At 61.7% G+C, this 26,598-nt stretch carries 22 protein-coding genes and 5 tRNA genes; all 27 read left to right on the top strand.

Going from position 1 to position 26,598, the window contains the following annotated elements; genetic code table 11:
* The first annotated feature begins 1,097 nt into the window (after nucleotides 1-1,097).
* The 27 genes from G1C97_RS05435 (at nucleotide 1,098) to G1C97_RS05565 (ending at nucleotide 26,594) form a co-directional block, all read left to right on the top strand.
* Nucleotides 1,098-1,182, top strand: a tRNA-Ser gene (locus G1C97_RS05435).
* Nucleotides 1,183-1,358: 176 nt separating this feature from the next.
* Nucleotides 1,359-1,437, top strand: a tRNA-Tyr gene (locus tag G1C97_RS05440).
* Nucleotides 1,438-1,571: 134 nt separating this feature from the next.
* Nucleotides 1,572-1,656 (top strand) — tRNA-Ser (locus G1C97_RS05445).
* Nucleotides 1,657-1,660: 4 nt separating this feature from the next.
* A tRNA-Trp gene (locus G1C97_RS05450) sits at nucleotides 1,661-1,734 on the top strand.
* Nucleotides 1,735-1,862: 128 nt separating this feature from the next.
* Nucleotides 1,863-1,936, top strand: a tRNA-Thr gene (locus tag G1C97_RS05455).
* A gap of 127 nt (nucleotides 1,937-2,063) precedes the next feature.
* Nucleotides 2,064-2,408 (top strand): HNH endonuclease, encoded by a 345-nt coding sequence (locus G1C97_RS05460; RefSeq protein ID WP_169240914.1) that lies wholly within the window; start codon nucleotides 2,064-2,066, stop codon nucleotides 2,406-2,408.
* The gene (locus G1C97_RS05465) at nucleotides 2,369-2,887 is read left to right on the top strand and encodes a hypothetical protein (RefSeq protein ID WP_169240915.1); all 519 of its coding nucleotides are present in this window, start codon (nucleotides 2,369-2,371) and stop codon (nucleotides 2,885-2,887) included. The genes G1C97_RS05460 and G1C97_RS05465 overlap by 40 nt, the downstream gene beginning before the upstream one ends.
* 49 nt (nucleotides 2,888-2,936) lie before the next feature.
* Nucleotides 2,937-3,416 (top strand): hypothetical protein, encoded by a 480-nt coding sequence (locus G1C97_RS05470; protein ID WP_169240916.1) that lies wholly within the window; start codon nucleotides 2,937-2,939, stop codon nucleotides 3,414-3,416.
* 1 nt (nucleotide 3,417) lies between these two features.
* Nucleotides 3,418-5,310: a hypothetical protein gene (locus G1C97_RS05475; protein WP_169240917.1), complete on the top strand. Its 1,893-nt coding sequence runs from the start codon at nucleotides 3,418-3,420 to the stop codon at nucleotides 5,308-5,310.
* A gap of 15 nt (nucleotides 5,311-5,325) precedes the next feature.
* Nucleotides 5,326-6,936, top strand: coding sequence for a hypothetical protein (locus tag G1C97_RS05480; protein ID WP_169240918.1), 1,611 nt, complete (start codon nucleotides 5,326-5,328; stop codon nucleotides 6,934-6,936).
* Nucleotides 6,936-8,012 carry a hypothetical protein gene (locus G1C97_RS05485; protein ID WP_169240919.1) on the top strand — a complete coding sequence of 359 codons (1,077 nt, stop codon included), beginning with the start codon at nucleotides 6,936-6,938 and terminating at the stop codon, nucleotides 8,010-8,012. Before G1C97_RS05480 ends, G1C97_RS05485 begins: the two co-directional genes overlap by 1 nt.
* 23 nt (nucleotides 8,013-8,035) lie before the next feature.
* Entirely contained in the window at nucleotides 8,036-8,623 is a 588-nt protein-coding gene (locus G1C97_RS05490; RefSeq protein WP_169240920.1) for a hypothetical protein, read from the top strand.
* Nucleotides 8,623-9,393, top strand: a complete 771-nt coding sequence (locus tag G1C97_RS05495) for a hypothetical protein (RefSeq protein WP_169240911.1) — start codon at nucleotides 8,623-8,625, stop codon at nucleotides 9,391-9,393. Before G1C97_RS05490 ends, G1C97_RS05495 begins: the two co-directional genes overlap by 1 nt.
* A gap of 67 nt (nucleotides 9,394-9,460) precedes the next feature.
* On the top strand, nucleotides 9,461-10,516 hold the full coding sequence (locus G1C97_RS05500) for a major capsid protein (RefSeq protein ID WP_169240921.1): 1,056 nt from the start codon (nucleotides 9,461-9,463) through the stop codon (nucleotides 10,514-10,516).
* Between the two features lie 16 nt (nucleotides 10,517-10,532).
* A complete protein-coding gene (locus G1C97_RS05505) occupies nucleotides 10,533-10,973 on the top strand; it encodes a hypothetical protein (RefSeq protein ID WP_169240922.1) in 441 nt (146 codons plus the stop codon).
* Nucleotides 10,970-11,455, top strand: coding sequence for a hypothetical protein (locus tag G1C97_RS05510; protein WP_169240923.1), 486 nt, complete (start codon nucleotides 10,970-10,972; stop codon nucleotides 11,453-11,455). The genes G1C97_RS05505 and G1C97_RS05510 overlap by 4 nt, the downstream gene beginning before the upstream one ends.
* Nucleotides 11,436-11,792: a hypothetical protein gene (locus G1C97_RS05515; protein ID WP_169240924.1), complete on the top strand. Its 357-nt coding sequence runs from the start codon at nucleotides 11,436-11,438 to the stop codon at nucleotides 11,790-11,792. Before G1C97_RS05510 ends, G1C97_RS05515 begins: the two co-directional genes overlap by 20 nt.
* Nucleotides 11,793-11,795: 3 nt before the next feature.
* Nucleotides 11,796-12,269 carry a hypothetical protein gene (locus G1C97_RS05520; RefSeq protein ID WP_169240925.1) on the top strand — a complete coding sequence of 158 codons (474 nt, stop codon included), beginning with the start codon at nucleotides 11,796-11,798 and terminating at the stop codon, nucleotides 12,267-12,269.
* A gap of 45 nt (nucleotides 12,270-12,314) precedes the next feature.
* Nucleotides 12,315-12,923: a phage tail tube protein gene (locus tag G1C97_RS05525; protein ID WP_169240926.1), complete on the top strand. Its 609-nt coding sequence runs from the start codon at nucleotides 12,315-12,317 to the stop codon at nucleotides 12,921-12,923.
* A 20-nt stretch (nucleotides 12,924-12,943) separates the two neighbouring features.
* Nucleotides 12,944-13,489, top strand: coding sequence for a hypothetical protein (locus G1C97_RS12235; RefSeq protein ID WP_240951025.1), 546 nt, complete (start codon nucleotides 12,944-12,946; stop codon nucleotides 13,487-13,489).
* A 101-nt stretch (nucleotides 13,490-13,590) separates the two neighbouring features.
* Complete coding sequence (locus tag G1C97_RS05535; protein ID WP_169240927.1) at nucleotides 13,591-14,004, top strand: hypothetical protein; 414 nt, start codon at nucleotides 13,591-13,593, stop codon at nucleotides 14,002-14,004.
* A 44-nt stretch (nucleotides 14,005-14,048) separates the two neighbouring features.
* A complete protein-coding gene (locus G1C97_RS05540) occupies nucleotides 14,049-14,393 on the top strand; it encodes a hypothetical protein (RefSeq protein ID WP_169240928.1) in 345 nt (114 codons plus the stop codon).
* 16 nt (nucleotides 14,394-14,409) lie between these two features.
* On the top strand, nucleotides 14,410-19,104 hold the full coding sequence (locus G1C97_RS05545; RefSeq protein WP_169240929.1) for a hypothetical protein: 4,695 nt from the start codon (nucleotides 14,410-14,412) through the stop codon (nucleotides 19,102-19,104).
* Nucleotides 19,101-19,970, top strand: a complete 870-nt coding sequence (locus G1C97_RS05550) for a hypothetical protein (RefSeq protein ID WP_169240930.1) — start codon at nucleotides 19,101-19,103, stop codon at nucleotides 19,968-19,970. Before G1C97_RS05545 ends, G1C97_RS05550 begins: the two co-directional genes overlap by 4 nt.
* Nucleotides 19,971-19,985: 15 nt before the next feature.
* The gene (locus G1C97_RS05555; RefSeq protein ID WP_169240931.1) at nucleotides 19,986-20,918 is read left to right on the top strand and encodes a hypothetical protein; all 933 of its coding nucleotides are present in this window, start codon (nucleotides 19,986-19,988) and stop codon (nucleotides 20,916-20,918) included.
* On the top strand, nucleotides 20,915-22,129 hold the full coding sequence (locus G1C97_RS05560; protein ID WP_169240932.1) for a hypothetical protein: 1,215 nt from the start codon (nucleotides 20,915-20,917) through the stop codon (nucleotides 22,127-22,129). Before G1C97_RS05555 ends, G1C97_RS05560 begins: the two co-directional genes overlap by 4 nt.
* Nucleotides 22,130-22,145: 16 nt before the next feature.
* Nucleotides 22,146-26,594: a phage tail protein gene (locus tag G1C97_RS05565; RefSeq protein WP_169240933.1), complete on the top strand. Its 4,449-nt coding sequence runs from the start codon at nucleotides 22,146-22,148 to the stop codon at nucleotides 26,592-26,594.
* Nucleotides 26,595-26,598: the final 4 nt, after the last annotated feature.

Here is a 26,598-nt window from a genome sequence, read left to right on the forward strand (position 1 = left end):
GAACAAGCCAACACGAAAAGTCAAGCACCCGACCGGATTAACGCCCGGACCGTTAATCACGCCCCGACACGCAAGACAGGAGAACGCCCAACCCCGGATTTAAGACCCACGTTTCTTTACTTAACCCTCGATTCCATCAACCGCAACGTAGGGTTTAGCCCAGTCCCCCGTTATCTCTCGGGGCTATGCACCATGCGCGCGTCAACGCGAGACAAGTCAATCGCTCTACACGCATAGGGCTTACGTCACTAGCGGCACCAATTCCATGGCGGTAAGCCGCTCGCCTATCCTCATAGCCGCCAACATGTTGGGGCTAGTGTCGGCACCTTTACTAGCCATGTCTGACGTGCTTTCATCCCGCCCGGTATCGGATACCTTGGGACTACTCGCCTACGCTGACTAGACCGACGTTCGGTAACACTGTTGATTTATCAAGCCTCTGACCGCCTGACCATGCGCCGCTCACTGTGAACTTTGCTTGGTGGGGGGGTGTACCGTTTGGCTGTCTGCCTTGCGGTAGTTATCAATATATACGCTACAATTCTGTAGCGCAAGTCAAGCATTACAGACACCACGTAAACCATTGCAAACACTAGCGTTTATCGGCGTGTCGAAAATGACAAACAAACCACAAAAACAATAAACCATGCATCGCACGCTCACACATACCCACATAGCGCATACGCGCACGTAGGCACGCGCGCACGCTACGGACGCACGCGCGCAATACCACCAACCACCGATTAGACACACCATATACCCGGCATGGGGAGGGTACCCCCGCCATAAAAAATTTGGCCGTTCAGGGTCTGGTTCTGCCCGTGAATGCTGTTTTCTGGACTTTTGGAATTAGCGTGACATGATTTGTTGTGCTGGTTTCGTATAGGCGCAACGCTCTGCAACGTGTGTTGCAACGCTTGGTGTGTTAGAATACCGGTGGTTTTGAATATTTGATTGAAGGCTGGCCTTGGCGGCTGGCCTTTTTTGATGCTTGCCTTGGGCGAAAACATTGTAGACCAGTTCAATTTGGAAAGATTGTCTTGTTCTTACAGCTTCTTTTCAATCATTGCCGGACTCTTCCGAGGCGTGGCGTTTTCGGATGATTGGCCGAGTGGCTTATGGCGCTCCCCTGCTAAGGGAGTAACGGTAGAACGTTCGCAGGTTCGAATCCTGCATCATCCGCGTAATGGTCAGTAAGGCCGGTCAAGGTCGTGACTGTCGAACGGGGTTTGACCGCCCGTGGTTCGGCGCTGTGCAGAATCTCCGCACGGCATTGCTGCTGGCTCCCCGTCTTAGGCGGGTCTTGACGCTGGTTGAGGAGTGCCCTTTTCGGGCAGGGGCGCTGGAATGCGTCTCATGGCGGTATGCACGTGGAGTGCGCGTCGGCTGTAACCCGACTGTCTTCGGATGCTGGGAGTTCGATTCTCTCTGCCGCCACAATCGCAGGTAGCTCATTACGCCCGGCAGGCGGCTTCATGCCGTAGCTGTCACGATAGAGCGGCCACGCGGGATTCTAGATGCGCGTGGACGATAGCCGATCAGCACGGACTAACCCGGCACTGCGAGATTTTGGAGAGGCCAGCCGATGGGTGGCGGCGACTGTTTCGAAAACAGTTTGCGCATATGCGCGTATGGGTTCGACTCCCATCCTCTCCGCTATATGCCCGTAGTTCAGATGGCGAGAATGTCGGTCTCCAAAACCGAGGGTCGCTGGTTCGAGTCCAGCCGGGTATGCGAAACCGTGGCAGCGCGGTTGTTTGCGGTGTGCTGCATTGCATCGCCAAGTGCCGGAGAGAGATTTCAGACTCTGGGCCGGTTTCGATAATTGAATAACAGGACGTGGGGCATTCCCTACGTCCGAGGGCATTGTAGCTCAGCTGGTGAGAGCGGACGCCTCGTAAGCGTCAGGTCGTGGGTTCGAGTCCCACCATTGCCTCTAGGCACCGGGCAGACCACGGACGCCCGCCTTGTATCGGCTTCAATCCCATTGGCTCATACTTGCCGTGCAACAACCGGTGCCGCCCCTCTTATATATAAGGAGTCCGCTATATAAGGAGTCCGCTATGGCATGGTCGAACTCCCATCGCAAGGACCGGTTCAATCCCGGTTGGGAACGGACCCGGAAGCTCATATTGGAACGTGACCATCATCAATGCCAGCGTTGGATAACCGATGTTGACGGTTATACGCGGCATAAGTGCTTGGCTCCCGCGAACGAGGTGGACCATATTCGTCGCGCCCTAGATGGCGTGGATGATGATTCGCCCGGAAATCTTGAATCCCTGTGCCATTGGCATCACGTGCAGAAGACGGCGAACGAGTCCGCCGAGCAACGCAAGGTGAATCGTGAACGCCGGAAGGAAGCAGCATGGTATTCGCATCCGGCGTATCGAAGGACTGCATCGTAGCCGGTTGCACCGAGTTGGCCGTGGCTGGAGGCTTGTGCCGTTCGCATTATGATCGTCGTGCTTATTCGGGTAGGCCGGTCGCTCCGATTCGCAGTCGTGTCTGTCCGATGTGTGGTATGGCGTTCCAACTGATTCGCGCTTCCAAACGTTTCTGTTCGGCAACCTGCCGCAAACGGTATCAGCGGCGGTGTGCAAAACAGTCCGTCCCGCCGTTCGGCACTGATTCAAATCCGATTATTGAATCCGAGCCGGTGACTCCGAAGCCGGTGCGTTCCATGACTTACGGGGCTTTCACGGAGGCCGATATCTGGGCTAAGTGCGATGGCACCTGCTATGGGTGCGGCGAAGCCGTCGTAAAAGATGTTGACAGTCCTGACGCGGGTACTCCCGGTTGGATTGTCCCGCCCGAGGACGGTGGCGAACCGTCGTTCGAGAATCGGGCGATTTTCCATTACCGGTGCGTCAGACGCCACGTCTGAGGCGCTATCCGCAGGACGAGGCCCGTCATGGGCCGAAGGCTGGTGAATCATGGCTGGAAACGGAAGGAAGGCGGCGAAGCCGAGGGTCGGCGGAGATTACGCAAACGCCACGCCTTTGGGGAACGTGCCGGAGGATTGGACGTTCGAGGAGCTGGAGCCTATAGGCCCGGATTTGCCGGACGCCACGGAATTGAATCTCATCGACGGCACGTGGAGCAAGTTCGTCCGCAAATATTATGAGGCGTTCCGCAAGACCCCGCAGGCCCGGCAGTTGCGCACCGAATGGGAATGGTGGAACTTCTTCTACAAGCTGGCCGTGATGGACAAGAGCATCAAGAAACGCTCCTATGACGGTCTCGCCCCGGAGATGCGCCAGTCCATGAACCAGTACGGCGACACCCCGGACGCGAAACGCAAGCTGAAGATGGAGGAGCCGAAGGCGAACGACATGGCGGCCGGCATCGTCGGCTTCCAGATTCCCGATGACCCGAACGATGATTTCGAGGCTCGTGCGCAAGCGGTGATGTGACGTGCACGACGTGATACCGAAGCTTGACGCGAAGGACCGTAAACGTTCGCTCGGCAAGCTCGCGGCTTGGTGGATTGAGAAGTTCACGCTTATCGGCCGTGGTGACGCGAAGGGCAAGCGGATACGCCACTCCCCCGAATATTTGCAGTTCATCATCGACTGCTATGCGTTGGACCGTTACGGGCGACGCAGGTTCGGCCATGTGTTCCTCAGCCGTCCGAAGGGTTGCAACAAAAGCGGTTTCGCCGCCGAGATAGCCATGTTCGAGGCGTTTGGTCCTTGTCGTTTCGCCGGTTGGGCGAAGGGTGGGGAGACGTACACGTTCCTCGGCAAGACCTACCGGTATGAGAAGGGCGAGCCGATGGGGCGTCCCATCAAATCCCCATTGGTCGTCTGCTTGGCCACGGCCGAGGAACAGACCGGCGAGATCTACGACACCATCTACTACAACTGCACGGAAGGATATCTGAGGTTCCTTGCCGGGGAGGGCATGGACGCGGGCAAGACCCGCATCCTCTGGCCGAAGACCGGCATGGAGATCAGGTACTCCACCGCCGCCGCGCGAAGCAAGGACGGCGGCTTGCAGACGTTCGTCTGCTTCGATGAGACCCACCAGTACAACAACAAGCGGCTTCGTGACCTGTACGACATCATGACGCAGAACCTGACCAAGCGTGGCGTCGAGGCGGACCCGTGGTTTCTTGAGACCACCACCATGTACAGGCCAGGTGAGGAGAGCGTGGCCGAGCTCACCTACAAGACCGCGAAGGATCTCGAAGAGGGGCGTCTGCGCGGCTGGGAGGATTTGCTGTTCGACCATCGTTACGCGAATCTCTCCCGCGAGGATTTCGCGAACGACGAGAAGCTGACGCATGCCGTCTATGAGGCGTATGGTTCGGCCATGAAATCGCCTGACGACAGGGATTACATCTTCTTGCCGGACGGCCGTATGGTGCCGGTCGGCCCCGATGGGCGTTCCTCCGAAGGGTGGTCGTTGAAGGACGAGGGCGTCGAGCCCGGCCCGTCGAGATACGGTTGGTGTGATCTGCGCAGGACCGTGAAGAAGATTCTCGACCCCGCGTATGACCCGGACAATGCGACGAGATTCTATTTCAACAATCTCGCTTCCGCGCGTGACGCTTGGCTGAGCGAGGACATGATTCAATCGCATCTCGCCTACCGTGACGTGGTGGACGCGGCGTTGAAGACCCGCAGTCTGCGCAGATTGGATGAGGCTTGGACCCATGTGGTCGATAGACGCGAGGAGATCATGCTCGGCTTCGACGGCTCCATCTCCGATGATTCCACAGCCTTGGTGGGATGCCGTGTCAGGGATGGCCTGTTGTTCCTTGTCAAGATCGAGCAGAAACCGGACGGCCCGCAGGGTGCCGACTGGCGTGTGGACCGTGATTCGTTCGACGGCAAGGTGCGTTGGATGTTCAGCAACTACAACGTGATAGGCATGTTCGCGGACACGGACGAATGGGAGCCGTACATCGCGCAATGGGAATTGGATTACGGCGGTAGGCTGCGCGTGTTCCCCCGCTCCAACGGCCACCACATCCGCTTCCCGATGAACGGCTACAAGTCGGATGTGCGCGCCGAACTGAAGACCCTGTATGCGGCGTTCTCGTATCCGATGCAGGAAGTTCCCAAGGGCAGGAAGCCGATACCGGAGAATGTGATGCTGTTCGCGGACCCGCGTCTCATCGACCATTTCCGCAACGGCAGGCGCAAGGACACGTCGGAAGGCTATCTCGTGTTCAAGGAGACCCCGAACTCGCCGCACAAGATCGACGCGGCCATGGCCGGCGTGCTCGCCTACCGTGCGCGCTCCATATATCTGGGCACCGCCACCGGCAAGCATGTGATAGCCCCATACAAACTCCGATAGAAGCGAGGTGACATTTTGGCTCAGACCACCAGCATCGTCCAAGATGATACGGAGCCCGACGGCGACGGCATGACCCTGACCCGTCTGGCTGTCGCATTGGGTGAAGGCCAACCGTTGCGTTGCTTCGAGAAGACGTTCTACGACGGCACCGAAACAATCCCCACATTGGCGATTCCCCGTGGCGTGGACGACCGTAGCGTACCCATCTACCGACGTTTCGCGCAGATCGGGCATGTGAATCTCGCGCGCATCATCGTTGACGCCGCCGTGTCAAGGCAGCGCATCAACGGGTTCCGTCTGGTCAACGACAAGACCATGCGCAGCACCGCCGCCGACGACATGTACGCGAGAAGCCGTATGAGCGTCAAAGCGCCGAAATGCTTCCGCGACGTGGGCGTGCACGGACGCAGCTACCTGTATGTGACAGGCCCCAACGACAATAACCTTGTCGAACATCTATCCCCATGGCAATGCTATGCGACAGAGGATGCGGCTTGCGTCTACGCCTACGACGAGGTGAATCAGGTCGAGCGGCTGATGCTGTTGCGTCTTGTCAAAGATAAGGACGGCGGAGTATCGGACGTTTATGTTCGTACCGCATCCCGCGCATCGGAGAAGCGAACGCTTATCCGGGAATCCGATGACCCGAGCGTGACGGACTGCGCGAAGACATGGAGCACCGACCGGCCTTCAGTCTGGAATCCATCCACCGACTTCCAATGGGAAGGAGCCAAGCAGAGTCTGGACTACGCAGTGAAATGCGGCAGACTCCCGATCTTCACCGTGGAATCGCCTGACGGGCGCAGTCAGCTGTTCCCCCATTTCAGCAGTCTGCAACGCATCGACCAACATCTGTTCGACCGCATGTGCATCATGGCCGTGCAATCGTTCAAGCAGCGCGCGTTGAAAGGCACGCTGCCCACCACATACTCCGCCGATGACCCCGCAGTGTTGAACGGCTGGGCCGAGGAAGGCGACCCCATCGACTATTCGAACCAGTTCGAGACCGGTTTCGCGACGATGTGGATGCTGCCCAAGGACGTGGATATCTGGGAGTCGGAGAACACCGATCTCACCCCGTACGAGACGATATTGAGCGGCGAGGTGAAACGTCTGGCAGCGGCCAGCGCCACCCCGTTGGATATTCTCAGCCCGGATGTGGCCGGCAGCGCCGAAGGCGCGAGCTTGAAACGTGAAGGCCTCGTGTTCAAGGTCGAGGAGCTGAATAGGCTCGCCAATGACGCGCTCGTAGGCGCATTGCAGATGGCACTCGTGGCGGACGGCGAGACCGGAGCCGCCGAAGAGCGCTTTGAAACCATGTGGCTTCCGGTCGAACTGCGCTCGTGGACTGACATCTCACAGGCGGTCAGTCAAGGCAAGGGCGTGTTCCCCGTGAAGACCATGTGGCGCAAGATCGCCGGCTTCACCGAACAGGAGATGGCGGAAGCCGAACAGGATTTGACCGACACCGCATTCCAGCAGGCGCTTGCCGCCGAAGCCTCGGCCATGGACTCCAAGACGCAGGCCCAATCACCCGGAACGTTGGAGGGAACCTTGGATTCGTCTTCGACGTTGGGAGACCAGTCGGTACCCGCATCGTTCTCTGACGTCGGAGGCGATGTCTGATGGCCGCAGATCTGGCGGCCATGACCGTCTCCGTGGAGGAGCTGCGTGCCAAGCTGGTCAACCAGTATGTGAGCACAGCTCGAATCATGTGGGATTCGCTGACCCCCTCGGATTGGTGGAACGACGCCGTGACCACAGGGTCTGCGGCATATCTGGCCCTCATCGAGACACGGATGATCGCCCAGGTCAGACGGCTGGGCATATCCTACGCCGACGCCACGTTACGGCAGATGGGGGTCACGCCATCGGGCCAAGTCGATACGGGCATCTATCCGAGGGCGAACACCGACCCTTGGCTGGTGGCGGCGCGTCCCGCCGACACGTATCGCAGCCTGTCGTCGAAAACCCCTGATGTCAGGCCGTCTGCATGGCCCGATGAAGGCGACGGATTCTACGATACGGTGCAGCAGTGGCTCGACGCAGCCTATCAACGATTGGAGCTCACCGCCGACACCGACGCTCACGCCGCGCAGACATCCGCGACCATCGACAGGTATAGGGGAAGCAAGGTGCTCGAATATCGTCGAGTGATTCACCCGGAACTGTCCAAGACCGGCTCGTGCGGCCTGTGCATCGTGGCCGCCGACCGATGGTATTCAACCAGCAACCTGCTTCCCCTGCACGACCGGTGCAAATGCGGCGTGGCCCCAGCCGGCGCAGACTATGACCCCGGTTTCGAGTTGAACAACCGGGATTTGCAGGACATCTACGATGCCGCTGGCGGCAGGAAGGCCAAAGACCTCGTGAACGTGCGCGTGCAGACCGTCACCCACGGGGAGCTTGGCCCGATATTGCAGAAGGCGGATGTGAAACCGCGCGACGATTCGGAGATTTCCGCCAAGGAATGGCGTACGCCGGACCGTCAGCTCACCCGCCAGCAGATACGCCAGCAGATAGACAGGGCCATCGAGTTCGGACGCCGCTACCGTCAGGTAGACGAAACGCTGGAACCGGTCACGTTTCGATACGGGGGCCGCAAATACACGTTCAAACCATCACCACACAACGATCAGGCCCGCCAATACATGAGCCTGTACGTGAAAGCGCTGCGCGCCCAGTTGGGCGAGGCGGCGTGAGCATCCCGAAAGGTAAGAGACCAATGGAGAACACTGAGACCGCCACGGTCGAAGAGAACCAGACCAAGGACGCGGAACAGGCCGGCACGGTCGAATCCGTCGCGAAGCCGGAAGAGTCTCCGGCAGTGGAACAGAAGCCGCAGGACGACGCCAAGCCGCCGCTGCGCGAGCTTCCCCTCGAAGAACAGTTGTCGGTATGGCAGAAGACGGCCCGCAAGCACGAAGATCAGGCGAAGGCGAACAAGCGTGACCTCGACAAGGCGAACGCCGACCTGTCCGAACGCGAGACGGAACTGCTTGAGGCCCGTATCGAGAACGCGAAACTGCATCTGAAGCTCGACCACCCCGAACTGCCGGACGCGCTTATCGCCACATGCGACCGCACCGACCCGGACTCGGTCAAGGCATGGGGCGAGCAGATGAGCGAGATTTGGGGCGCATCCCACGGCTCCGGCCGCAAGGCGGCAATCAACGAGACCATGCAATCGTTCAACCGCACCTTGCACAGCGAATCCAACACTCCTTCCGGCAAGACCGGCTCACCGAGCTTCAACGACCTCATGCAGCAGCGCCTCAAGGAGGCGCGCGCCCAATACAGTAAGGAGAAATAATGCCAATCGGCGTAATCACCACCAATACGAACGCTCCCAAGGAAGACCAGCGTTGGCTTGTGGGCGACTTCGGCCAGCAGGCGCGAGCCGTCACCCTCGACCTGACCACGTTCCAGGGAGCCAAGCAGAACGACTATCTCGCCAACGTGCCGGGCGACACCGACATCTACGGCTGGATTCAGGCGGGCATCCCGCTCGTCCGCATCCCCGCCAGCGGACTCTACGGCCCGTACGACCCGGACGCCACGGACGGCCGGAACGGCAAGGTGGAAGGATTCCTCCGCTCCCAGATTCAGGTGCAGTTCGGCGTCAACGGATGGGTCGGTGTCAACGAGAACATCGGCATGATGTACACGGGCGTCATCGACACCCAGTATCTGCCGGTCAGCATCGACACGGCCACGGTCGGCGGATTCTTCCTCAAATACAACGAGGACGGTTCCGTCGCGCCGCTCACCACGCTTTCCGAAACCGCGCCCACCGCCACGGTGGACACGCTTTCCGGCGCATCCGACACCGGCAAGACGATCATGAAGGCCAAGGACGCCGCCACGGCGCGCACGGCCATCGGAGCCGGCACGTCCAACTTCTCCGGCTCGTACAACGATCTGACGAACAAGCCGAACATCCCCGCAGCACCCACGTGGGCGAACATCGGCGGCAAGCCCGCCGCCGCTGCCGCCATCGCCGACCTGACCGCCGCCCCGGCAGCGGCCGACGTGAACAAGATTCTGGCCGCGTTGCGCGCGTTCGGCATCATCGCCAAGTAGCCATCGCACGATCATCCAAATAACCCGCCCTCCGTGGCGGGTTTTCTCATATCTGAAAGGAACATAGATGAATCTCACCTATGATGATTCGATCATCAGCGGTGCCGAAGCGACCAGCATCGTCCGCTCGGAGATGCAGGCGCTCAACGAGCAGCTTCCCCTCGCACCGGTATTCCCGAACCAGTCCAACGGCAAGGACAAGACCGTCAGCTGGACGCCGAACGTTCTCCAGAACCGTCCTGACGGCGCTCACTTCAGCGCATGGGACGCGGAGCCTGAACGTTCCGCCACCACCACGTTCGGGGTCAAGAAGCACCTCGACCTCACCCCCATCCGCATGATGATGGACGTGACCGAACGCAACCTTATCGACAACGTGGATTCGACCGAATGGAAGCGTCAGAAGCTTGAGGAGAATCTGAAGCTTCAGGCCAAGCAGATCGAATGGCGTTTCGAGAAGGTGCGACTCGACGCCATCGTCAACGCTCATATCGTTCTGGACGAGAACAACGTCAAGGGCGATATCAACTTCGACCGCGACCGCGCACTGAGCCCGACGCTCGCCGCCGCGAAGAAGTGGGATCAGGCCGACACCGACCCGTACAAGGACATCAAGGGTTGGGTCAAGATGCTCACCGACCGTGAGGACGGCGCGGTTCCGACCGCCGTGCTGACCAGCACGAGCGTCATCGACGCACTGTCTGAGAACGCGAAGTTCATCCAGAACTGCTTCGGCGTGGCCGCAACCACCCTGCCGACCACGATCAGCCGCGAACAGGTCATCGGCACGCTTGCCAAGCTGGGTCTGACCGATGTGCGTCTGATCGATGAGGAATACAACAAGCTCGGCTACAAGCGTGACTCCGGCATCAACGACTTCTATCCGAAGAACACGTTCACGCTGTTGCCCGCCCTGAACTCCCCAAGCCTTGGTTTCACCGCCATCGGCCCGACCGTGGAGTCCGGCATCAGCGATTACGGCATCCCGTCCGGCGACGGCTCCGGTTTCATCGGCCTCGCCTACCGTGCCGAAATGCCGGTGCGTCTCGGCTCCTACGTGAACGGTTCCGGCATGCCGGTCCTCGTCGCGCAGAACAGCACGTTGAACGCGACCGTCCTCTAAAGGAAAGGAGGCCGGCATGGCATCGACCATGGACTCCGTTGACTACGTGCAATGGTTCAAAACGTACATGTCGGCCCATGCCGACCTGTTCCCCGAAAGCGTGGACGAGGTTTGGGTGTCGAGCATGGCTCAGGTGGCCGTGCAGATCGTGAAGGTCGAATGCCCCGGCGCTCAGGCGAGATGGCGTCGCGGCAAGCTGACCGAGCCGACGCTCGGCTATGTGGTGTCGTGCATGATCGCTCGCGTGGCCATGTTCAAGCTTCGCAAGACGGAATCGAACGGCGTCTACCAGCGCACCGACTACGAGCCGTTGGAGACGCCGCCCCAGTTCACCCCCTCCCCTGACCTGTTCCTGAAGAAGTCGGAGAAGTCACTGTTGGACGGGGTGGGCAACGGGAAGAGCGCCATCGGCAGCGTGCCCATCGGCTTGGGACGTGTTCTGGAGGTGCCGTCGTGACATCCTCGCTGTTCGACACCGAAGAGGAGCGCACGCCAGTGTTCTCCGACGAGCAGAGGCTTCTCGCATCCACCGCCATCTACACGAAGGACAGGGTGTACGTGCAGCTGCGCCACCGTGTCGATGGGGCGCACGGCGACCATCTGGTCGAAGACGGCGACCCCATCGAAGTGGCGTGCTCGGTCGAAGGGCGCGCCCAGCAGGCGGGCATGTTCTCCATCAGCGGCGCAGAGGACAAGACGCCCGGCTCGCAGGGCGGTTTGCAGGAAGTCACCCCGATACAGATTCTCGCGCTTGAATGGCCGGGCGACATCGATTCGGCCATCTGGTTCGAGGGTGACAAGTACGACGCCGATGGCGCGCCCGTCCACCGGGAGCATGGGCTCGTGCCCCATTACGAAATACGAGCCCGTCGAGTCTGGGACCATACGTTCGCGGTCAGCAACAAGCCGGAGGTGGCCGATGGCTCACGTACCGATTGACATCGGCACCGAGATCGCGCTGCGTTTGGGCGGTGAGATCACCCGGCCGTTGGCCGAGAAGATCGCCGCCAAAGGAGACGCCAACACGCGAGAGGTCATCAAGGCCGGCAAGCTCGACGCAGATGTGGACGTGGACGTGCGTTACAACGGCGCGGACCATGTGGTCGATCTGAGCGTCGTCACCCGTGACCGCAAGAAGCCCGAGAACGACGGGCGTCAGATCGCGTCGTTCCTTGAGTTCGGTTTCCACAGCAGCGTATGGGGCACCTATCCGCAGGGCGAAGGCCCGTGGGTCGAGGGGCGTCACATGATGCGCAGGGCCGCGATGGGAGGCTAGATCATGGCGTCAGTGTTCCGCAGCCTCGCATTGGACGTGCGCCCCCAGTTGGACGCGGAATCCTTGGTGTTCGACCTGTTGAAACGCGTCTATGACGCGAATCCGATGTTCTCCGACGTGCATGTGCAATCGGAGATCAATCTGACATCCAATGACTACGCGGCGAACGGGCGTCTCATCATCGTCTCCACCGGCAGCCCCTACCAGTCCGAGGCGAAGGCTTGGGTGTGGCGGATACCTCTCACGTTCGCCGTGCTGGGCTCGAACCCGGACGGTGCGAGCGAGCTCGCGGCGGACCTGTACCGGACGGTCATGGAATGGCCGTTCTCGGAGGGCACCAGTGTGGGGGCCGTGAGCCGAATCATCTCATTCACGGGATTCCAACGGGTCAACAAGCTCAAGGAAAACCAAGGCAAATCAATCACCGAATACGCCTCCGACTGTCTGATCGAGGCGCATGACCGTTACGGACGCTGAAACGATTCGGCGTCCTTTTTCATCCCCCAAACGAAAGGAACCATCATGGCTATCAATGATGCGGGACTCATGCAGGCGACGCGAGGCACCGTGTTCACCGCGCCGGCGAAGACCGCCCTGCCGGATGATCTGTCCGCGTTCATCCTGAACGCCGACAACATCAAGGTCGGCACCGGCGAGAACGCCCCAGTCTGGACGAACACCGGCCATTCCGCGAACGGCAGCAAGCCGACGTTCAACAAGGACGGCGGCGACACGTCCTCCCTTGACACGTGGCTCAAGGAAGGTGTGAAGACCACCGTGGCGGCGACCAAGTGGAGCGTGGCCATCACGAGCGTGCAGGCCGACAAGAAGAGTCTTCAGGAAACCACCGGAGGCTGGGCGGGTGCCAACAACAAGGGCATCGTCGTACCGTCCACGCCGACCACCCAGCATAAGGCGCTGGTGGTCCTCTGCTACGATTCGGCGGACAAGCTCAGCTTCGCGGTCTACTCCCCCGAAGCAGATCAGGTGTTCGACAACATCAACATGTCCGGCGACGAGTTCATCGAGTTCTCCTACAATGCGACGTTCAAGTCCACCGACGTGTTGCCGAAGGGTCCGAACGGCGAGAACGGCATGTTCCTGCTGCTCAGCCCGGAGGATTTCAAGTAGGGTCCGCAGCCATCCGTTCGATGGATGGCGGAGACCCGCCGACCACAGTCGAGGTCGGCAAGGACATTTCCCTGGGAGTGCAGGCCACCACCACGGGCGGCACGAAGCTGCCGGTCTCCGCGCTGGCCGCATGGTCTTCCGACAATGTTCGCGCCCTTACCGTCAAGGACGGTGTGGCGCACGGCGTCGCGGCTGGCACGGTGAACGTGACCGCCTCCGCATACGGCGTCACGACGCCCCCGTTGAAGGTGACCGTCACTAACCCGCCGTTGGGCGCGTTGACCGTCAAGGCCACGGCCCGCGAAGGCGGGCAGACGCTCACGGTCACCGAAACCGTGGGTTCGGGCATGCTGCGCCGCTACAAGCTGACCGCCGCGAACCAGAAGCCCACGGTCTCCTATGACACGGTGTGCGCGACGGCGGACGGCTGGCTGGATTTGCCCGCGAACGGCGCGGTCTCCGGCACGGAAGGCCAGATCGCCACCGTGGTCGAACAGACCACGCAGGGCGCGAAGGCGCGCAAGAAGGGCGAGGCCGTGTTGCCCGCCCCGACCGCATCCGCCTGACATTGATTCCTCCCCGGCATGGGTGTCTCCTATCCGCCCATGCCGGGGACCATTTCCGATTCTTTTGATAGGACATTGATTCTTTTCAGATAGGAGACATCATGGCAGACAGCAAGACCTCCAACGCGGACGAACCGCAGAACATCACCCAGCTCATCGGGCAGACGCCCGAGCTCACCGACCTCCCGGAACTGGTCCAGACCGAGGACTTCACCGCGTTGAACTCCGCGGACTTCGCACTCCTCGCGGCGGCCGTCAGCGAAAACTCGGTCACGCTCCGCAGGAAGACCGCATCCATGACGGACAAGGCGCTGGCCATCCGTGGCATCATCGCCAACGCGGACTTCTTCTTCAAGGGCATCGCCAAGGACGGGAAGGCCTACGACGAATGGTCCAAGGACCGCACCCCGGATGAACTGTTCACCGCATACATGGCATTGTTCGGCTTCTACGCGGGCCGACTGGGAAAATCCAAGCGTTCGTCAGCCGATTCCAAGAATGCAGAATCGAACTGACCGCAGACTTCCAACGATTCTATTCCATCAGGATAACCGACCCCATGCAGGCGATACGAGCCCATGGGGTCGATTGGTTGACGGCATTGCTCCAAGGGCTTGAAGGCTACGATTCCAGCCTCTACCGGGAATGGATGCTCAACAACACCACATCGGATTCCGACGTCGGCGAAGACCAGCCACGGCTCTCCTACCACGCCTACACGCAGGACACGATGCTGCTCAACCAGATTCTCATCCAGACCACGCTCCTCTGCCAGTCGCTCGTACGCGACAGGAGCGGCAAGCCTGCCATCGACCCCGTGTACTTCCAGCCGCCCGGACCGTCCATCGAACCGGAGCCAGCGGAGGCCACCTACGAGTCGATGAAGGCGTGGATGCGCCCATAACTTAAAAGGAGCCGACATGACGACCATCGAAGGGTCCCGTGTAGAAGTCAAGGTCACGCCCAACACCAAGGGATTCTACGAATCGTTGCGCTCCTACCTGCGCCGCGTGGAGCATAATCTCAACGTAGGCGTGGACATCATCCCGGATTTGGACCGGTATCGTCTCGTCACCCGCGAGATAGAGGCCACGGAACTGGAACAGTCCGTGAACCTCATCCCCGACAATCAACGCATCGAGAAGGCGCTCAAAGCGCAGGGCGGGAAGGATCTCCAGCAGAAGATCGCGCTGATGCCGGAGGACAAGGAGCTTCGCCGGGACATCGACCGGTTGTCGGAGAAGGCGGAGCGCACGTTCAGCCGCGCCACCAAGAACGGTTTCGACATCAAACAGTCGGACATCCGCAAGCAGGTGGCCAAACTGGAAGCGGCCGCCAACAAGGCGGATTTCCATTGGACCGCCGAACTTGAACTGGACACCGACAACGCGCACCGTGACCTCGCCAGACTGAGCCGCGCCATAGACGTGGCGGACCGGATGGAACGCGAGGTGCGGGCCGCCGAGAACTCCATCCGCCGATTGAACCGGCAGCGCATCAGCCCGGCCGTCAAACTCGATGTCGATGGTCTGAACCGTCAGCTTGCCGACTACCAGCGGACCGTGAACGATTCCCTGACCGTGGACCCGAAGGACCGTGCGAAACTGCTGGCCTCGCTCAAGGACATCGAAACGAACGTGGACCTCCAGTTGGGTGAGGCGCGCCGCAGGTTCGAGGAGTTTCAGGACAAGCACGACAAGATCGAAGCGGACCTCGACCTGAAGACCGCTTTGGCTCGGGCCCATATGATGTCGTTCACCCGGCCGCGCAGCGTGGAGATCATCGCCAGATTGAACACCACGCAGGCCGGGAAAATCCTCAACGGCATGCTGTACGGCTCCACCGGGTTGAAGGGCGTGGAGAACCAGTTCGAACGTTTGGTGAACCTGTTCGACAAGTTCGACACAGTGGTGCCGAAGATCGCCGTCATCGGCGGCGTATTGGGCTCCGTGTCGGCGGGGGCCATCAACCTTTCACGCAGCATCCTCGGAGTCGGCTCCTCTCTCGTCACCATGAGCAAGGCGGCGCTGGCGGCTCCCGCAGCCCTTTCGGGGCTCGCGGCGGCGGGCTACGTGGGATACCGGATATACGGGGATTTGGGCGAGAAGTTCGACGTGGCCTCCACCGCGTTGTCGAATCTCAACCATGAGCTCGGCGAGAACTCGTGGAAGGAGTACGGCGACAACCTGTACCGTCTGGCGGACGACATCGCCCCGACCCTCACCAAGGGTTTGAACGGCATCGCCACGGAGGAGGGCAAGGTTCTCAACGGGCTCATCGACGTGGCGCGCCAGGCTGACAACCTGCAATGGCTGCCCACGATCTTCGAACGCTCCCGTCAGGCAGTGTCCAACCTGAGCCCCGGATTGCAGGACCTCGTCAAAGGGTTCCTGAATCTGGGCGACGCGACCAGCCAATATCTGCCGCGCGCCGCCACCTACATCAGCGACGTCTCCACTCGGTTCGCGGACTGGGTGACGCAGGCCGAACGCACGGGCGCGATCACCGCCGCGATGCGCAAGGTCATCGAACAGGCCGGCTATCTGAAGTCCAGCATCCAAAGCGTGACCGGCATCCTCACCGGATTGTATTCGGGATTGGCCGAAAGCGAGAACGGGATACAGGGCTTCTCCGAGGCGTTGGGCTCCGCGAACCGTGCGGTCAACTCGTTCAGGTTCCAGCAGGTGCTGCACGCTTTGGGCAACGGCGCGCAATGGGCGCAGGAGGCGGTCAGGGGCTCGTTCTCCGACATCGGTTCGGCCGCGTATTCGTTGAAGGACACGTTCGCGGACGCCTTGGGCAATGCGGGCCGTATCGTGTCGTCGCTCGTCTCGAACATCAGTCGTGTGCTGTCCGGTTCGAAGTCCGGGTTGAATGATTTCAGCAACGGCATCACCCAAGGTTTCACGAAGGCGATGGATGCGATAGGCGACGCGGCACCCATGTTCGACAGTCTGCTGAGCATGGTGGGCCAGTTGTCGAAGACATTCGGCGGCACGTTCGCCGCATCGTTGAAGGCGGCCGCACCGCTCATCCAATCCATCGCGAAGGCCACCGAAGCCGTGTCCAAGGCGTTCTCGGCACTGCCGGCACCGTTGCAAGCTGCGATAGGCCTGTACATGACGTTCGGCAGGGCCGGCAAGTCCGCGTGGAACACGTTGAAGACCGCCACATTGGACAACGTGATGCAGATGGCCGACTATTCGAGGAAGCTTTCCTCGATGGGCGTGACCATGAAAGGCTTCACACCATCCATCCTTGACGTGGCGGCGGCATGGGGTTCCATGCAGACCTCGGCCAAGACCGCCGCGTCCGGCGTGGAGGCGTCGGGCAAATCCATCGCTTCGGCGTCCACGATGATGGACAAGCTGAAGATGGCTGGCGGCGGGGCCGTCGCCGCGCTCTCCTCCATGGGGCCGGCGATAGGCGTCGCCATGGGCATCACCGCGTTGACGACCGCCTACGCGGACTACACGATGAAGGCTCAGGCGACGGAGACCGGAACCAACGCCATCAAGGACTCCCTGAACAACGTGGATACGTCATTGGCCGCGACGACCGGCCATGTGACCGAACTCAACCGTCAGATCAAGGAACTGTTCGCCGACAAGAACTACGGCGAAACGGGTTTGAACTGGCTGAGCGACTGGGAGACCGGATTCGACACCGCCAAGGACGCGGCCCACGAGCTGGGAATCACCACGCAGGAGCTGGCCGACTCCATCACCGATGGAGGCAACGCCTACGAGCAGATGCACGACAAGCTCCAGCAGATCATCGACGACGAGAACAATTACATCACCCTCGACACCGGAACGGTCGAAAACAACAAGGTCAAGGCGGCGGAGAAGGTCCTCGACAGTCTGGAGAAGCAGCATCAGGCGTATCTGGACAACGCGAACGCCACGGCCTTGGCAAACGGCTACGCCGAGGATTACGCCAGTCATCTGGACGCCTTGGGCGAGAGCGCGGATTCCGTGGCTATCAGCATCATGTCCGCCGACGAGAAGATGGCCTTGCAGAACAGGGCCATGCAGACCGCCGCCTCGCTGACCAGCCAGTTGGCCAAGGCGCAACGCACCGCGAGGGACAGCGCGAGCAACTATTATTCGACGGTCGATAGCCTCGGCCAGTCGATAGAACAGGTGAACGCCCTCGTGGCCAACGGTCAGACCATTTGGGATGACGCGGCGAACAACTTCAACTTCGCGAGCGAAGCCGGCCGAGCCGCGCAAGCCACGATGGACAATCTCGGCCAGTCGGCGCAATCCTACATTCAGGCGTTGGTCGATGCGGGAACCTCGCAGGATGATGTGAAGGCCAAAGCCGAGGAACTGTCCGGCCAGTTGGCGGCCACGGCCGACTCGTTCGGTTTGCCGAAGAGCGCGGTCGAGGCGTTGCAGGAGCAGTACTCCTTGACTCCCTCCGAGATCGAGACACTGTTCAAGGTGAAGACCGAGGAGTCGAAGGCCGCGCTCACCTCCTATCTTGCCGACTATCAGGCCGCGTTCCCCGACGAGGGGCGCACGGCCATCTACCAGTCGGTGCTTGAAGGCATCAATTCGGGTGCGTTGACCAGCATCGAGGACGTGCAGGCGCGATGCGACGAGCTCATCAAAGACCCGTATCAGGCGAAGCTCGACGTTGACCCGCTCAGCATCGATGAGGTGGCTGGCGCAGTGGATGCGGCGAACGCGTCCCTGCGCACGTTCGCCACCAAGGAGAACGTGGCGCATCTTGTGGCGGACGATCAGGCGACGGCGGTCATCAACACGGTGAACGCCACCGGCCTGCTGCCGAAGGACACGAAGCTGACGGCCGACGATATGACCTCGGCCGTCATCGACTACGTCAACTCGCGTAACCTCGACCCGAAGACCACGAGCCTGTCGGCCGAAGATTACGCGACGGCGATCATCGAATATGTTCAGAAGCAGAATCTGCTGCCGAAGGACACGAAGCTGAGCGCCACCGATCTGGCGACCACTGTCATCGCAAACATCAACAAGCAGAGGATGGCCGATAAGGGATTCAGCGTCAACGCGAACGACAACGCCACGCAGATCATCTCCCGTGTGCAGCAGTTGCAGATCGCGGATAAGACGTTCAACGTGACCGCCTACTATACGAGCGCCGGCGAAAAGGTCATCGGCGGCACCATACCCAAGAACGCGTACGCGACTGGCGGACGCATCTATGGGCCGGGATCCGGCACGTCCGATTCGATTCCCGCTTTGCTGTCGAACGGCGAGCATGTGGTGCGGGCGGCAAGCGTGAAAAAGCTTGACGCATTGTATGGCGGCGGATTCCTCGACTATCTCAACAAGTACGGGAAACTGCCGACCGAAATGCCGGTCAGGCATACGGCGAGCTTCCGCAGCCAGCAGCGCGCGTTCGCTTCGGGTGGACGAGTGCAGGCCACGTTCAAACCGGACATGACCATCAACATCAATCCGGTGGTTCGTGTCGCATTGCCTGAATCCCAGTCGAAACCGGATATGCATGTGACGCAGAACTTCAACACGAAGATCGTGCGTCCGGCCGATGACATGTACGTGGCCGCGTCGATCATGCACAGGAACGCCACCCAAATGGCAGGAAGGCTGACCCGATGACCGCGTTCATGGAATTAAGCGTCTCCGGTTACACGGTGCGTTTGGACGGTGACGGCATCAACCCGACCGGCCTGTACGTCACGTCGGATGGCGTGGAGGGCTGGTACGGGACGCCTGACCTGAAAATCCAGTTCACGGAACGCGGCCAGGGCGACGGCGCGCATGACGTGCCGGAATCGGACGCGATCTATTCGGCGCGTACTGTGACCGTGCATTACGGTTGCGTGGGCTTGGACCGGGCAGACGCGTTGCAATATCTGATGAGAGTGCAGCGTTTCGCGCATCGCATGGTCACGGTCCGGGTTGTTGACGGCGGCATGGACACGTACTGCCAAGGCTATGTGAGCAGCACGGTCACGCCCACGTGGGATTCGGATTACTCGTGGGATGACACGCTGACGATAGTGTGCGCGCGTCCTGAACGCTTGTCGTGGGACGCGCACCGGTTCCAACTGCTGCCGACCCGTGACGGCAACGGGGGTTTGTTCTACGGGGATTCGGCACCCGGGCTGGTGTACCCGTTGTCGTACGGGAAGGCCGCGTCTGACGCGCGCAACGTGGGCGTCCTGTTGAACAACGGTTCCTCCCGCGCCTACCCGGTGTTCACCGTGTACGGTTCGTTCCCCAACGGCGTGGAATTGCAGTTCACCGGCCGGTCCAGTCTTCGACTGGACCGGCCGGTAGGTGCCGTTCCCGTCGTGTTGGACTCGCGTAGCGCGACGGCCACGTTGGCCGGTCAGGACGTGTCGAGGTCCTTGACGGCGCGCGGCTTCCCCGTCGTGCAACCGTATTCGAGCCTGTCGGTCTCCCTGCAATCGGCGGGAACCGGGTACGTGGACTGTCTGATACGCGACACCTACATGTAGTGAAGGAGTTTTCTTATGGCTGTTACGGCTTTGGGCATCGCGCCGGACGATACGGGCGCGGGCGTCACCCCGTTGACCCACCGGCAGATATTGAAGGCGCATTGGGAGAACACGGGCGTGATCACCGGTCTGACCATATCCGGGCGAAGCGATCTGACGTACTCTGTGGCGGCGGGCGTGGCGGTATGCTCGCGCGGCGCGGCCGACGGGTACACGGAGGCGTACTGGCCGGGCGGCAACACGCCGGCCGTGGCGGCGGGCGGCGCGAACCCGCGCATCGACGTGATCTGGATTCGGGCGAACGACCCCACGCAGGGCGACGCGGACAACCACGTGACCATCGGGGTCACGCAGGGCGCGGCCTCCGCCACACCCGTCAAACCCTCCGCTCCGGCCGGCTGCACGGAGATCGGCTCGCGGCTCCTGCCCGCCAACGCGTCCAACACGAACGGTTCGACCGCGAACGATTCGGTCGCGTACGCGATACCGCATGGTGCGGGGCTCGGCCTGTTGGGGCAGAACGTGAACACCGCCGACCTGCACGGGGACAGCACGGTGCGCAAATGGTATTACGAGAACGCGGTGCAGTTCACCGTGCCCACCGACCGTGTCGTCGAACTGGTGCACGAGTGCACGTTCGCGGTCGGCGAGGGCAACGGCACGACCCGTGACGGCTGGATCAGCTGGGCGGTGGCCGCGTTCCAGATCGACGGCGTGGACATCCCGCATTCGGGCGCGGAGTTCCAGGCGTCGAACGGCGTGTGGGAGGACCATTCGATCAGCTGCATCACGACCGTGAAGGCCGGCACGCATGTGGCGCGCGTCCGCAACGGATTGGCGAACTCGTCGAAGGCCGGCTTGCACCCGTACTTCCGGTATTCGGAGAACAACGGGATCAGCTACAAGGGGCGCACCCTGCGCGTCTGGGACCGGGGCGTGGCCCGGTGAGCTGGAGGGCGTACATCTGCGACACGATGACCGGCCAGCTGGTCGCGCCCGTGGACATCCCCTCGTTCGGCTGGTCGGTGTCGGTGTCGGATTCGACGCTGGCGACCACGAAGGACAAGGGCACGGGCGAATACGAGGCCACCGGCCTGACCCTGCCATGGGCCAGCGTGCCGGGCGCGACAGCCTCGGACAAGGCGAACCTGCTGACGCAGGACAAGCGCGCCATATGCCTCATGTGGAAGACCAGCACGGACCCGATGGACATAGGCACGCCGATCCTGTTCGGCTCCATCTCGCCGCGCACCGACGGATGGCTGGACACGAGCTTCACGCTGAACTCGATGCTCGACCTGCTGGACTCCCGCTACTGCGTGCGCGAGAAGGCGTACGGCGCCGGCAGGAACGGCACGAGCACGGACGAGATCAAATACCGGGGTATGTCCCTCAGGGGCATCGCCTCGGAGGTCGGCTGGCTGTGCACCATGGGCAAGCCGGGCGGCATACTGCCCATCGACTGGCAGTACCGGGGCGAGAAGGGCCCGCATGAGCGCACGTACAACGCGTTCGACATCCAGAACCTGTCCTGCAAGCAGATATTCACCAAACTGTCGAACGTGATCGGCGGACCCGACATGCAATTGCGCCCCTACTTGGCGGACTCGCAGCATGTGCGCCTGAGGTTCGAGGCCGCTTCGGACGGCGACGTATACCTCGGCCAGAGACAGGTGCACCGTCTGCACTGCCGCCGTTACGGCGGCGACTTGGAGGACGTGACCGTGGACCATGTGGGCCCAGTGCAACGCGTCTACGGTTCCGGAGCCGGCACGGACAAGGCGCAGCTCACCTGCCTGGCCGAGGACCTGACCCTGTGCGAGACGGACGACCCGTGGCCGCTGCGGGAGATGACCTATTCGGACACGGATACGGACAAGCTCGACCTGCTCGAAAGCCACGCGCGGGCCGTGCTGAACGCGAACAAGACCCCGTTGATGCAGTTGAAAGGCAGCATCGACGCGAACGACACGGACGCCACCGGCATGCCGCTCCACCCGTTGGGAAGCTTCTGGCCGGGCGAGATCGTGGAGGTCGCGTTGGACGGGTTCCCGGGGCTCCCGGACGGCGTGTACCGGACCCGGCTCATGCAGATGAGCGGGGACGAGACCTCGAAGGTATCCCTGACGTTCGACGTGATGGAGGATCCCATCCGCTGACTTTTCTGGAGGACATATGGCTTCTCACTACGAATTGGTCCCGGACCCTCAATCGCTGCCGTTGAGCCTGTCGCAGGAGGCGTTGCGATTGGCGCGCACCATGCAGACCGCGAACGCGGGCAGCATCTGGGTTCCCAACGGGGACGGGACCGGCACATTGATCGGCGAACAGGCCGGCACCGACGAGACGGGCAAGCCGAACGGCTCCCTGAAGTTCGTGGGAGACACCACGGCACCGTCCGCCCCCACCGGCGTGACCGCCGACTGCGTGACCGGCTGCATCCTCATGACATGGGACGGCACCCTCGCACAGGGCATGCCCGCCGACTTCCGCTACGTCGCCTTCTACATCCAACGCAAGGGCGAGCCGGTCGTGGAGCTCGGCTGGCTCACCACGAAGGGCTCGATCAGCTCCGGCCTTCTGGCGGAGGACGATTGGGAGTGCTGGGCCGTGGCCGTGGACGTCCAAGCCAACCGCAGCCCGGAGTCCGGGCACATCACCGTGCACGTGTCGGACCCGTTGGCCGAAGCGCAGAGGCAGATGGACGAGGCGGCGAAGAAGGCCGATCAGGCGTCGCAGAAGGCGCAGGAGGCGGTGGACGCGGCCGAACAGACCCGCAAGGACGCCGCCAGCGCGGTCCAGCAGGTCAGGGACGACGCGGCCCAAGCGAAACAGGATGCGGCGGACGCGAAGAAGAAAGCCGACGACGCGGCCGCGAAGGCGGACGAGACGGCGGGCAGGGCCGATACGATGGCGTCCCGTATCACGAATGTGGAGAAGACCGTCACCGATCAGGGCGTCAAGCTGTCCGGCGCGGTCAAGAACGCGGACGCGGCGCTCACCGCATCATCCGAAACCAAGCAGACACTCACCGAACTGTCCAGCACGGTGGAGTCGCATTACACGGAGCAACAGGCCACGGACGCGAAGGCCGACAAGGCCGCGAACGACGCGGCCACCTCGCTGGACCGCGTGTCGAAGGTGGAGCAGACCGCCGCCTCCATCACCTCGACGGTCGAATCCCACTACAAGGAGCAGCAGGCCGCCGCAGCCAAGGCGGACAAGGCCGCAAACGACGCGGCCGCCTCGTTGGACCGTGTGAGCAAGGTGGAGCAGACGGCCGCCTCCATCACCTCACGGGTGACGGAGGTGTCCAGGACCGCCGACAGCGCCCTGACGACCGCCACGACGGCGAAGCAGACGGCGGACGGGCTGACGGCGAAGGTCGCCCAGGCGTACACGACCGCCAGCAGCGCGCTGGACAGGGCCACCACGGTCGAAACCAACCTGGACGGGTTCAAGACCACGGTCTCCACCACGTACGCGACGAACGAGAAGGTGGACAGCATGCGGCTGGGCGGCGTGAACCTCGCGCGCCTCGGCCAGCTCGTCCACTGGAACGAGACCAGCTTCACGTACGACCGTGACACGGACACGTACACGATCACCAGCCCGGCCGGCACGAACGCGTTCGGCTACGGCTTGCAGGTGCGCAAGGACGACGCGTACCGGATGCTGGTCCCGTACGGCAAGCCCATGCTGTTCAGCCTCGACGTGTACTCGCCCGTCGCCGGGCGCATACAGTTCGACACGAACTGCTATCCGGTGTCCGGCTCCGCATGGTCCGGCAACGACAACGACAATACGGCAAAGCGCGTCTACACGCAGCTCGTGAAGGCGAACACGTGGACGCAGGTCACCGCACTGTACTGGAACACGGATTCGCACAACACGGTCCATGTGGACTTGTACGACTGCTCCACGATCGGCTTCGACACGCGCGAACGCACCGAGCCGGTCACGTGGAAGATACGCCGCTTCAAGGCGGAGCTGGGCACCAAGCCCACGGAATGGTCGTCGAACCAAGCCGACCTGGACGCGGTGTACGCGACGAAGTCGGAGCTCACGCAGACGGATTCGCGCATCAGCGCGAAGGTGTCGGAGAACGCGAAATCCGCGAAGGCCGCGATGGACAAGGCCACCACGGTCGAGCAGACCGCCAACGGGTTGAAGGCCACCGTGTCGGAACAGGCCAAGACCCTTTCCGGGCATACGACCACGATAGGCCAGTTGCAGGTCAAGGCCGACTCGTTCACCACCCAGTTGACGCAGACGAACCAGAAGATCGACGGACTGGAGCTGGGCGGCACGAACCTGCTCAGGGACACGAAGGCGTTCTACAGAACGAACGTGTCCGCGTCGGAGACCGGCTACCTGACCGGCTTCTCCGCCACGTTGGGCGAATCATACCGAGGGTTCACCTCGCGCAGGGTCACGGCCTCGGGCGGCGGCGTGCTGGGCGAATGGCAGGTCAACGACTGCCAGCCCGGCGACGAATACGTGTTCAGCTTCTGGGCGAAGGGCACGGGCAAGCTCAGGGCCTACTTCTACGGGCCCTCCGGCTACATCCCATGCGAGGGCGGCTCGTCCAGCACCGGGGAGACGGTCGGCGGCATGGATGGGCAGACGAACCTGACGCTCGCCTCGACATGGAAGCGCTATTGGATCAGGTGGAAGCTCAGGACGAGCGGCGGCTCCTCGAACACGAAGCTCGCGCTTCTGCGCAACGACAACAAGGGCGACTGGCAGGCGTGCGGCGCGAAACTGGAGAAGGGCAACAAGGTCTCGGACTGGAGTCCCAGCCCGTTGGACGCCCAGTCCACCGCGGACGCGGCGGTCACGCGCACCACCAGTCTGGAGCAGAACCTGAACGGGTTCAAGACCACGGTCGGACAGACCTACGAGACGAAATCGGATTCGTTGAAGAAGCAGACGACCCTCCAGCAGAACCTCGACTCGTTCAAGACGACCGTGTCCCAGACGTACGAAACGAAATCGGATTCGCTGAAGAAGCAGACCACGTTGCAGCAGAACCTCGACGGGTTCAAAAGCACCGTGTCCGCCACGTACAGCACGAAGACCGAGATGAACGGGGTGAAATCCACCGCCGAACATGCGAACACGCTCGCCTCGGACGCGTTGTCGAAGGCCGTGAAGCTCATCCCCGACCCCACGATGCGTAACAATCCGAGCCCCTACGGTGGCATGGCGCAGAACCAGACCTCCGGCGCGCCCGCCGCGCCGCCGACCGGATACAGCACGTACGCGAAACTCACCGCACGAGACAACGGGTTGAACCAGCTGATCAACGTGACCCGCGACTGCACGTATCTGATAGAGGCGTGGGTGTGCAGCGCGCCCGGCGAGACGTTCTACCTCAATTTCGGATTCACCGCCTACGACAAGGACAACAAGCCGAGCTGGCCCATCGTCAGCGGCTCGGCTCCGACGACCACGTGGAAAAAAGTGAGTGTGAGGGTGAGCGTGAGCGGCCTGAACGTCCGCACGATGAAACCGTTCATCCAGATCAGCAACAGCGGCACCACGCCGATCAAGGGCTGGTACGTGACCGGATGGCAGATCACGGACATCACCGACGTGAGGAACCTCGAAACCTCGGTCGCGTCCACGTACACGACGAAAACGGAGTTCACGCAGACCACGAGCAGCATCACCGCGACGGTCAGCAAGAAACTCGATTCCGCCACGGCCGCCTCCACGTACGCCAGAGCCACCGAGGTCAAACAGACCACGGACAGTCTGAGCGTGCGCATCACCACCGCGCAGAACACGGCGAACAGCGCGAACACGGCGGCGGGCAAGGCCCAATCCACGGCGGACGCGAAGGTGTCGAAGGGCACGTCCGGCATCGCCTCGCTGGAGACCGCGCTCACGATGGACGCCAACGGGGTCACCGTGTCGAAGAAGGTCAACGGGGTGGCGCAGGGCTACCAGACCCGGCTGACGAACAACGGTTTGGACATCCTCGACCAGGCCGGCGCGCAGGTCGCCTCCTATCAGGGCAACGACGTGCACTTGGGCAAGAAGTCCGACGTGTCGATGCTCTACCTCGCCGGAGACAAGCTCACCATCGGCACCGGCGCGAACGGCGTCAACAAGGGATTCACCATCGAGAACAAGACGGTCGGATGCCATGTGATATCCGGCGTTGACGGCACGTCGGTGCAAAGCCCCGCAGGAGACGAATACTCCAACGGCAAAGGCGGTCTGGCGCTCAAGTGGAAGAACGGTCTCGGCCTGTTCGGCAGCTTGGACGGGAGCATGAGCATCGGCGGATATCTGATACCGCTTCTCGCCGCCCGCAACACCGCCACGGGAGTCTACAAGGGCATGCCGAGACTCCTGTACGGGTCCGTGGAGGGGAAATTCAACGCCAAGACGTCGATGGACGCGGTGACCGTCAGCGGACTGCCGTTCACTTCATGGGACTCGTACATCGTCCTCTTGCAGATCATGAACAACAACAGCGGCACGACGTTGGATTTCATGCAATTGCATGTCATACCCTCCGATTTCACCCCTACGTCGTTCAAGATTCGCGGGTGGAGCGATGCGGCCACCACACGCAACTACCGTGTCGGCTGGTTCGCGTTCGGCCGTTGACCCC

The organism is Bifidobacterium olomucense, from assembly GCF_012932375.1.
GTDB lineage: Bacteria > Actinomycetota > Actinomycetes > Actinomycetales > Bifidobacteriaceae > Bifidobacterium > Bifidobacterium olomucense.

Excerpts from the sequence above, each read along its gene's own strand:
- G1C97_RS05505 (WP_169240922.1), top strand. The coding sequence starts at position 10,533 with ATGGCATCGACCATGGACTCCGTTGACTACGTGCAATGGTTCAAAACG.
- G1C97_RS05495 (WP_169240911.1), top strand. The coding sequence starts at position 8,623 with ATGCCAATCGGCGTAATCACCACCAATACGAACGCTCCCAAGGAAGAC.
- G1C97_RS05500 (WP_169240921.1), top strand. The coding sequence starts at position 9,461 with ATGAATCTCACCTATGATGATTCGATCATCAGCGGTGCCGAAGCGACC.
- G1C97_RS05535 (WP_169240927.1), top strand. The coding sequence starts at position 13,591 with ATGGCAGACAGCAAGACCTCCAACGCGGACGAACCGCAGAACATCACC.
- G1C97_RS05470 (WP_169240916.1), top strand. The coding sequence starts at position 2,937 with ATGGCTGGAAACGGAAGGAAGGCGGCGAAGCCGAGGGTCGGCGGAGAT.
- G1C97_RS05550 (WP_169240930.1), top strand. The coding sequence starts at position 19,101 with ATGACCGCGTTCATGGAATTAAGCGTCTCCGGTTACACGGTGCGTTTG.
- G1C97_RS12235 (WP_240951025.1), top strand. The coding sequence starts at position 12,944 with ATGGATGGCGGAGACCCGCCGACCACAGTCGAGGTCGGCAAGGACATT.
- G1C97_RS05565 (WP_169240933.1), top strand. The coding sequence starts at position 22,146 with ATGGCTTCTCACTACGAATTGGTCCCGGACCCTCAATCGCTGCCGTTG.
- G1C97_RS05465 (WP_169240915.1), top strand. The coding sequence starts at position 2,369 with ATGGTATTCGCATCCGGCGTATCGAAGGACTGCATCGTAGCCGGTTGC.
- G1C97_RS05485 (WP_169240919.1), top strand. The coding sequence starts at position 6,936 with ATGGCCGCAGATCTGGCGGCCATGACCGTCTCCGTGGAGGAGCTGCGT.
- G1C97_RS05520 (WP_169240925.1), top strand. The coding sequence starts at position 11,796 with ATGGCGTCAGTGTTCCGCAGCCTCGCATTGGACGTGCGCCCCCAGTTG.
- G1C97_RS05555 (WP_169240931.1), top strand. The coding sequence starts at position 19,986 with ATGGCTGTTACGGCTTTGGGCATCGCGCCGGACGATACGGGCGCGGGC.
- G1C97_RS05515 (WP_169240924.1), top strand. The coding sequence starts at position 11,436 with ATGGCTCACGTACCGATTGACATCGGCACCGAGATCGCGCTGCGTTTG.
- G1C97_RS05525 (WP_169240926.1), top strand. The coding sequence starts at position 12,315 with ATGGCTATCAATGATGCGGGACTCATGCAGGCGACGCGAGGCACCGTG.
- G1C97_RS05490 (WP_169240920.1), top strand. The coding sequence starts at position 8,036 with ATGGAGAACACTGAGACCGCCACGGTCGAAGAGAACCAGACCAAGGAC.
- G1C97_RS05540 (WP_169240928.1), top strand. The coding sequence starts at position 14,049 with ATGCAGGCGATACGAGCCCATGGGGTCGATTGGTTGACGGCATTGCTC.
- G1C97_RS05460 (WP_169240914.1), top strand. The coding sequence starts at position 2,064 with ATGGCATGGTCGAACTCCCATCGCAAGGACCGGTTCAATCCCGGTTGG.
- G1C97_RS05545 (WP_169240929.1), top strand. The coding sequence starts at position 14,410 with ATGACGACCATCGAAGGGTCCCGTGTAGAAGTCAAGGTCACGCCCAAC.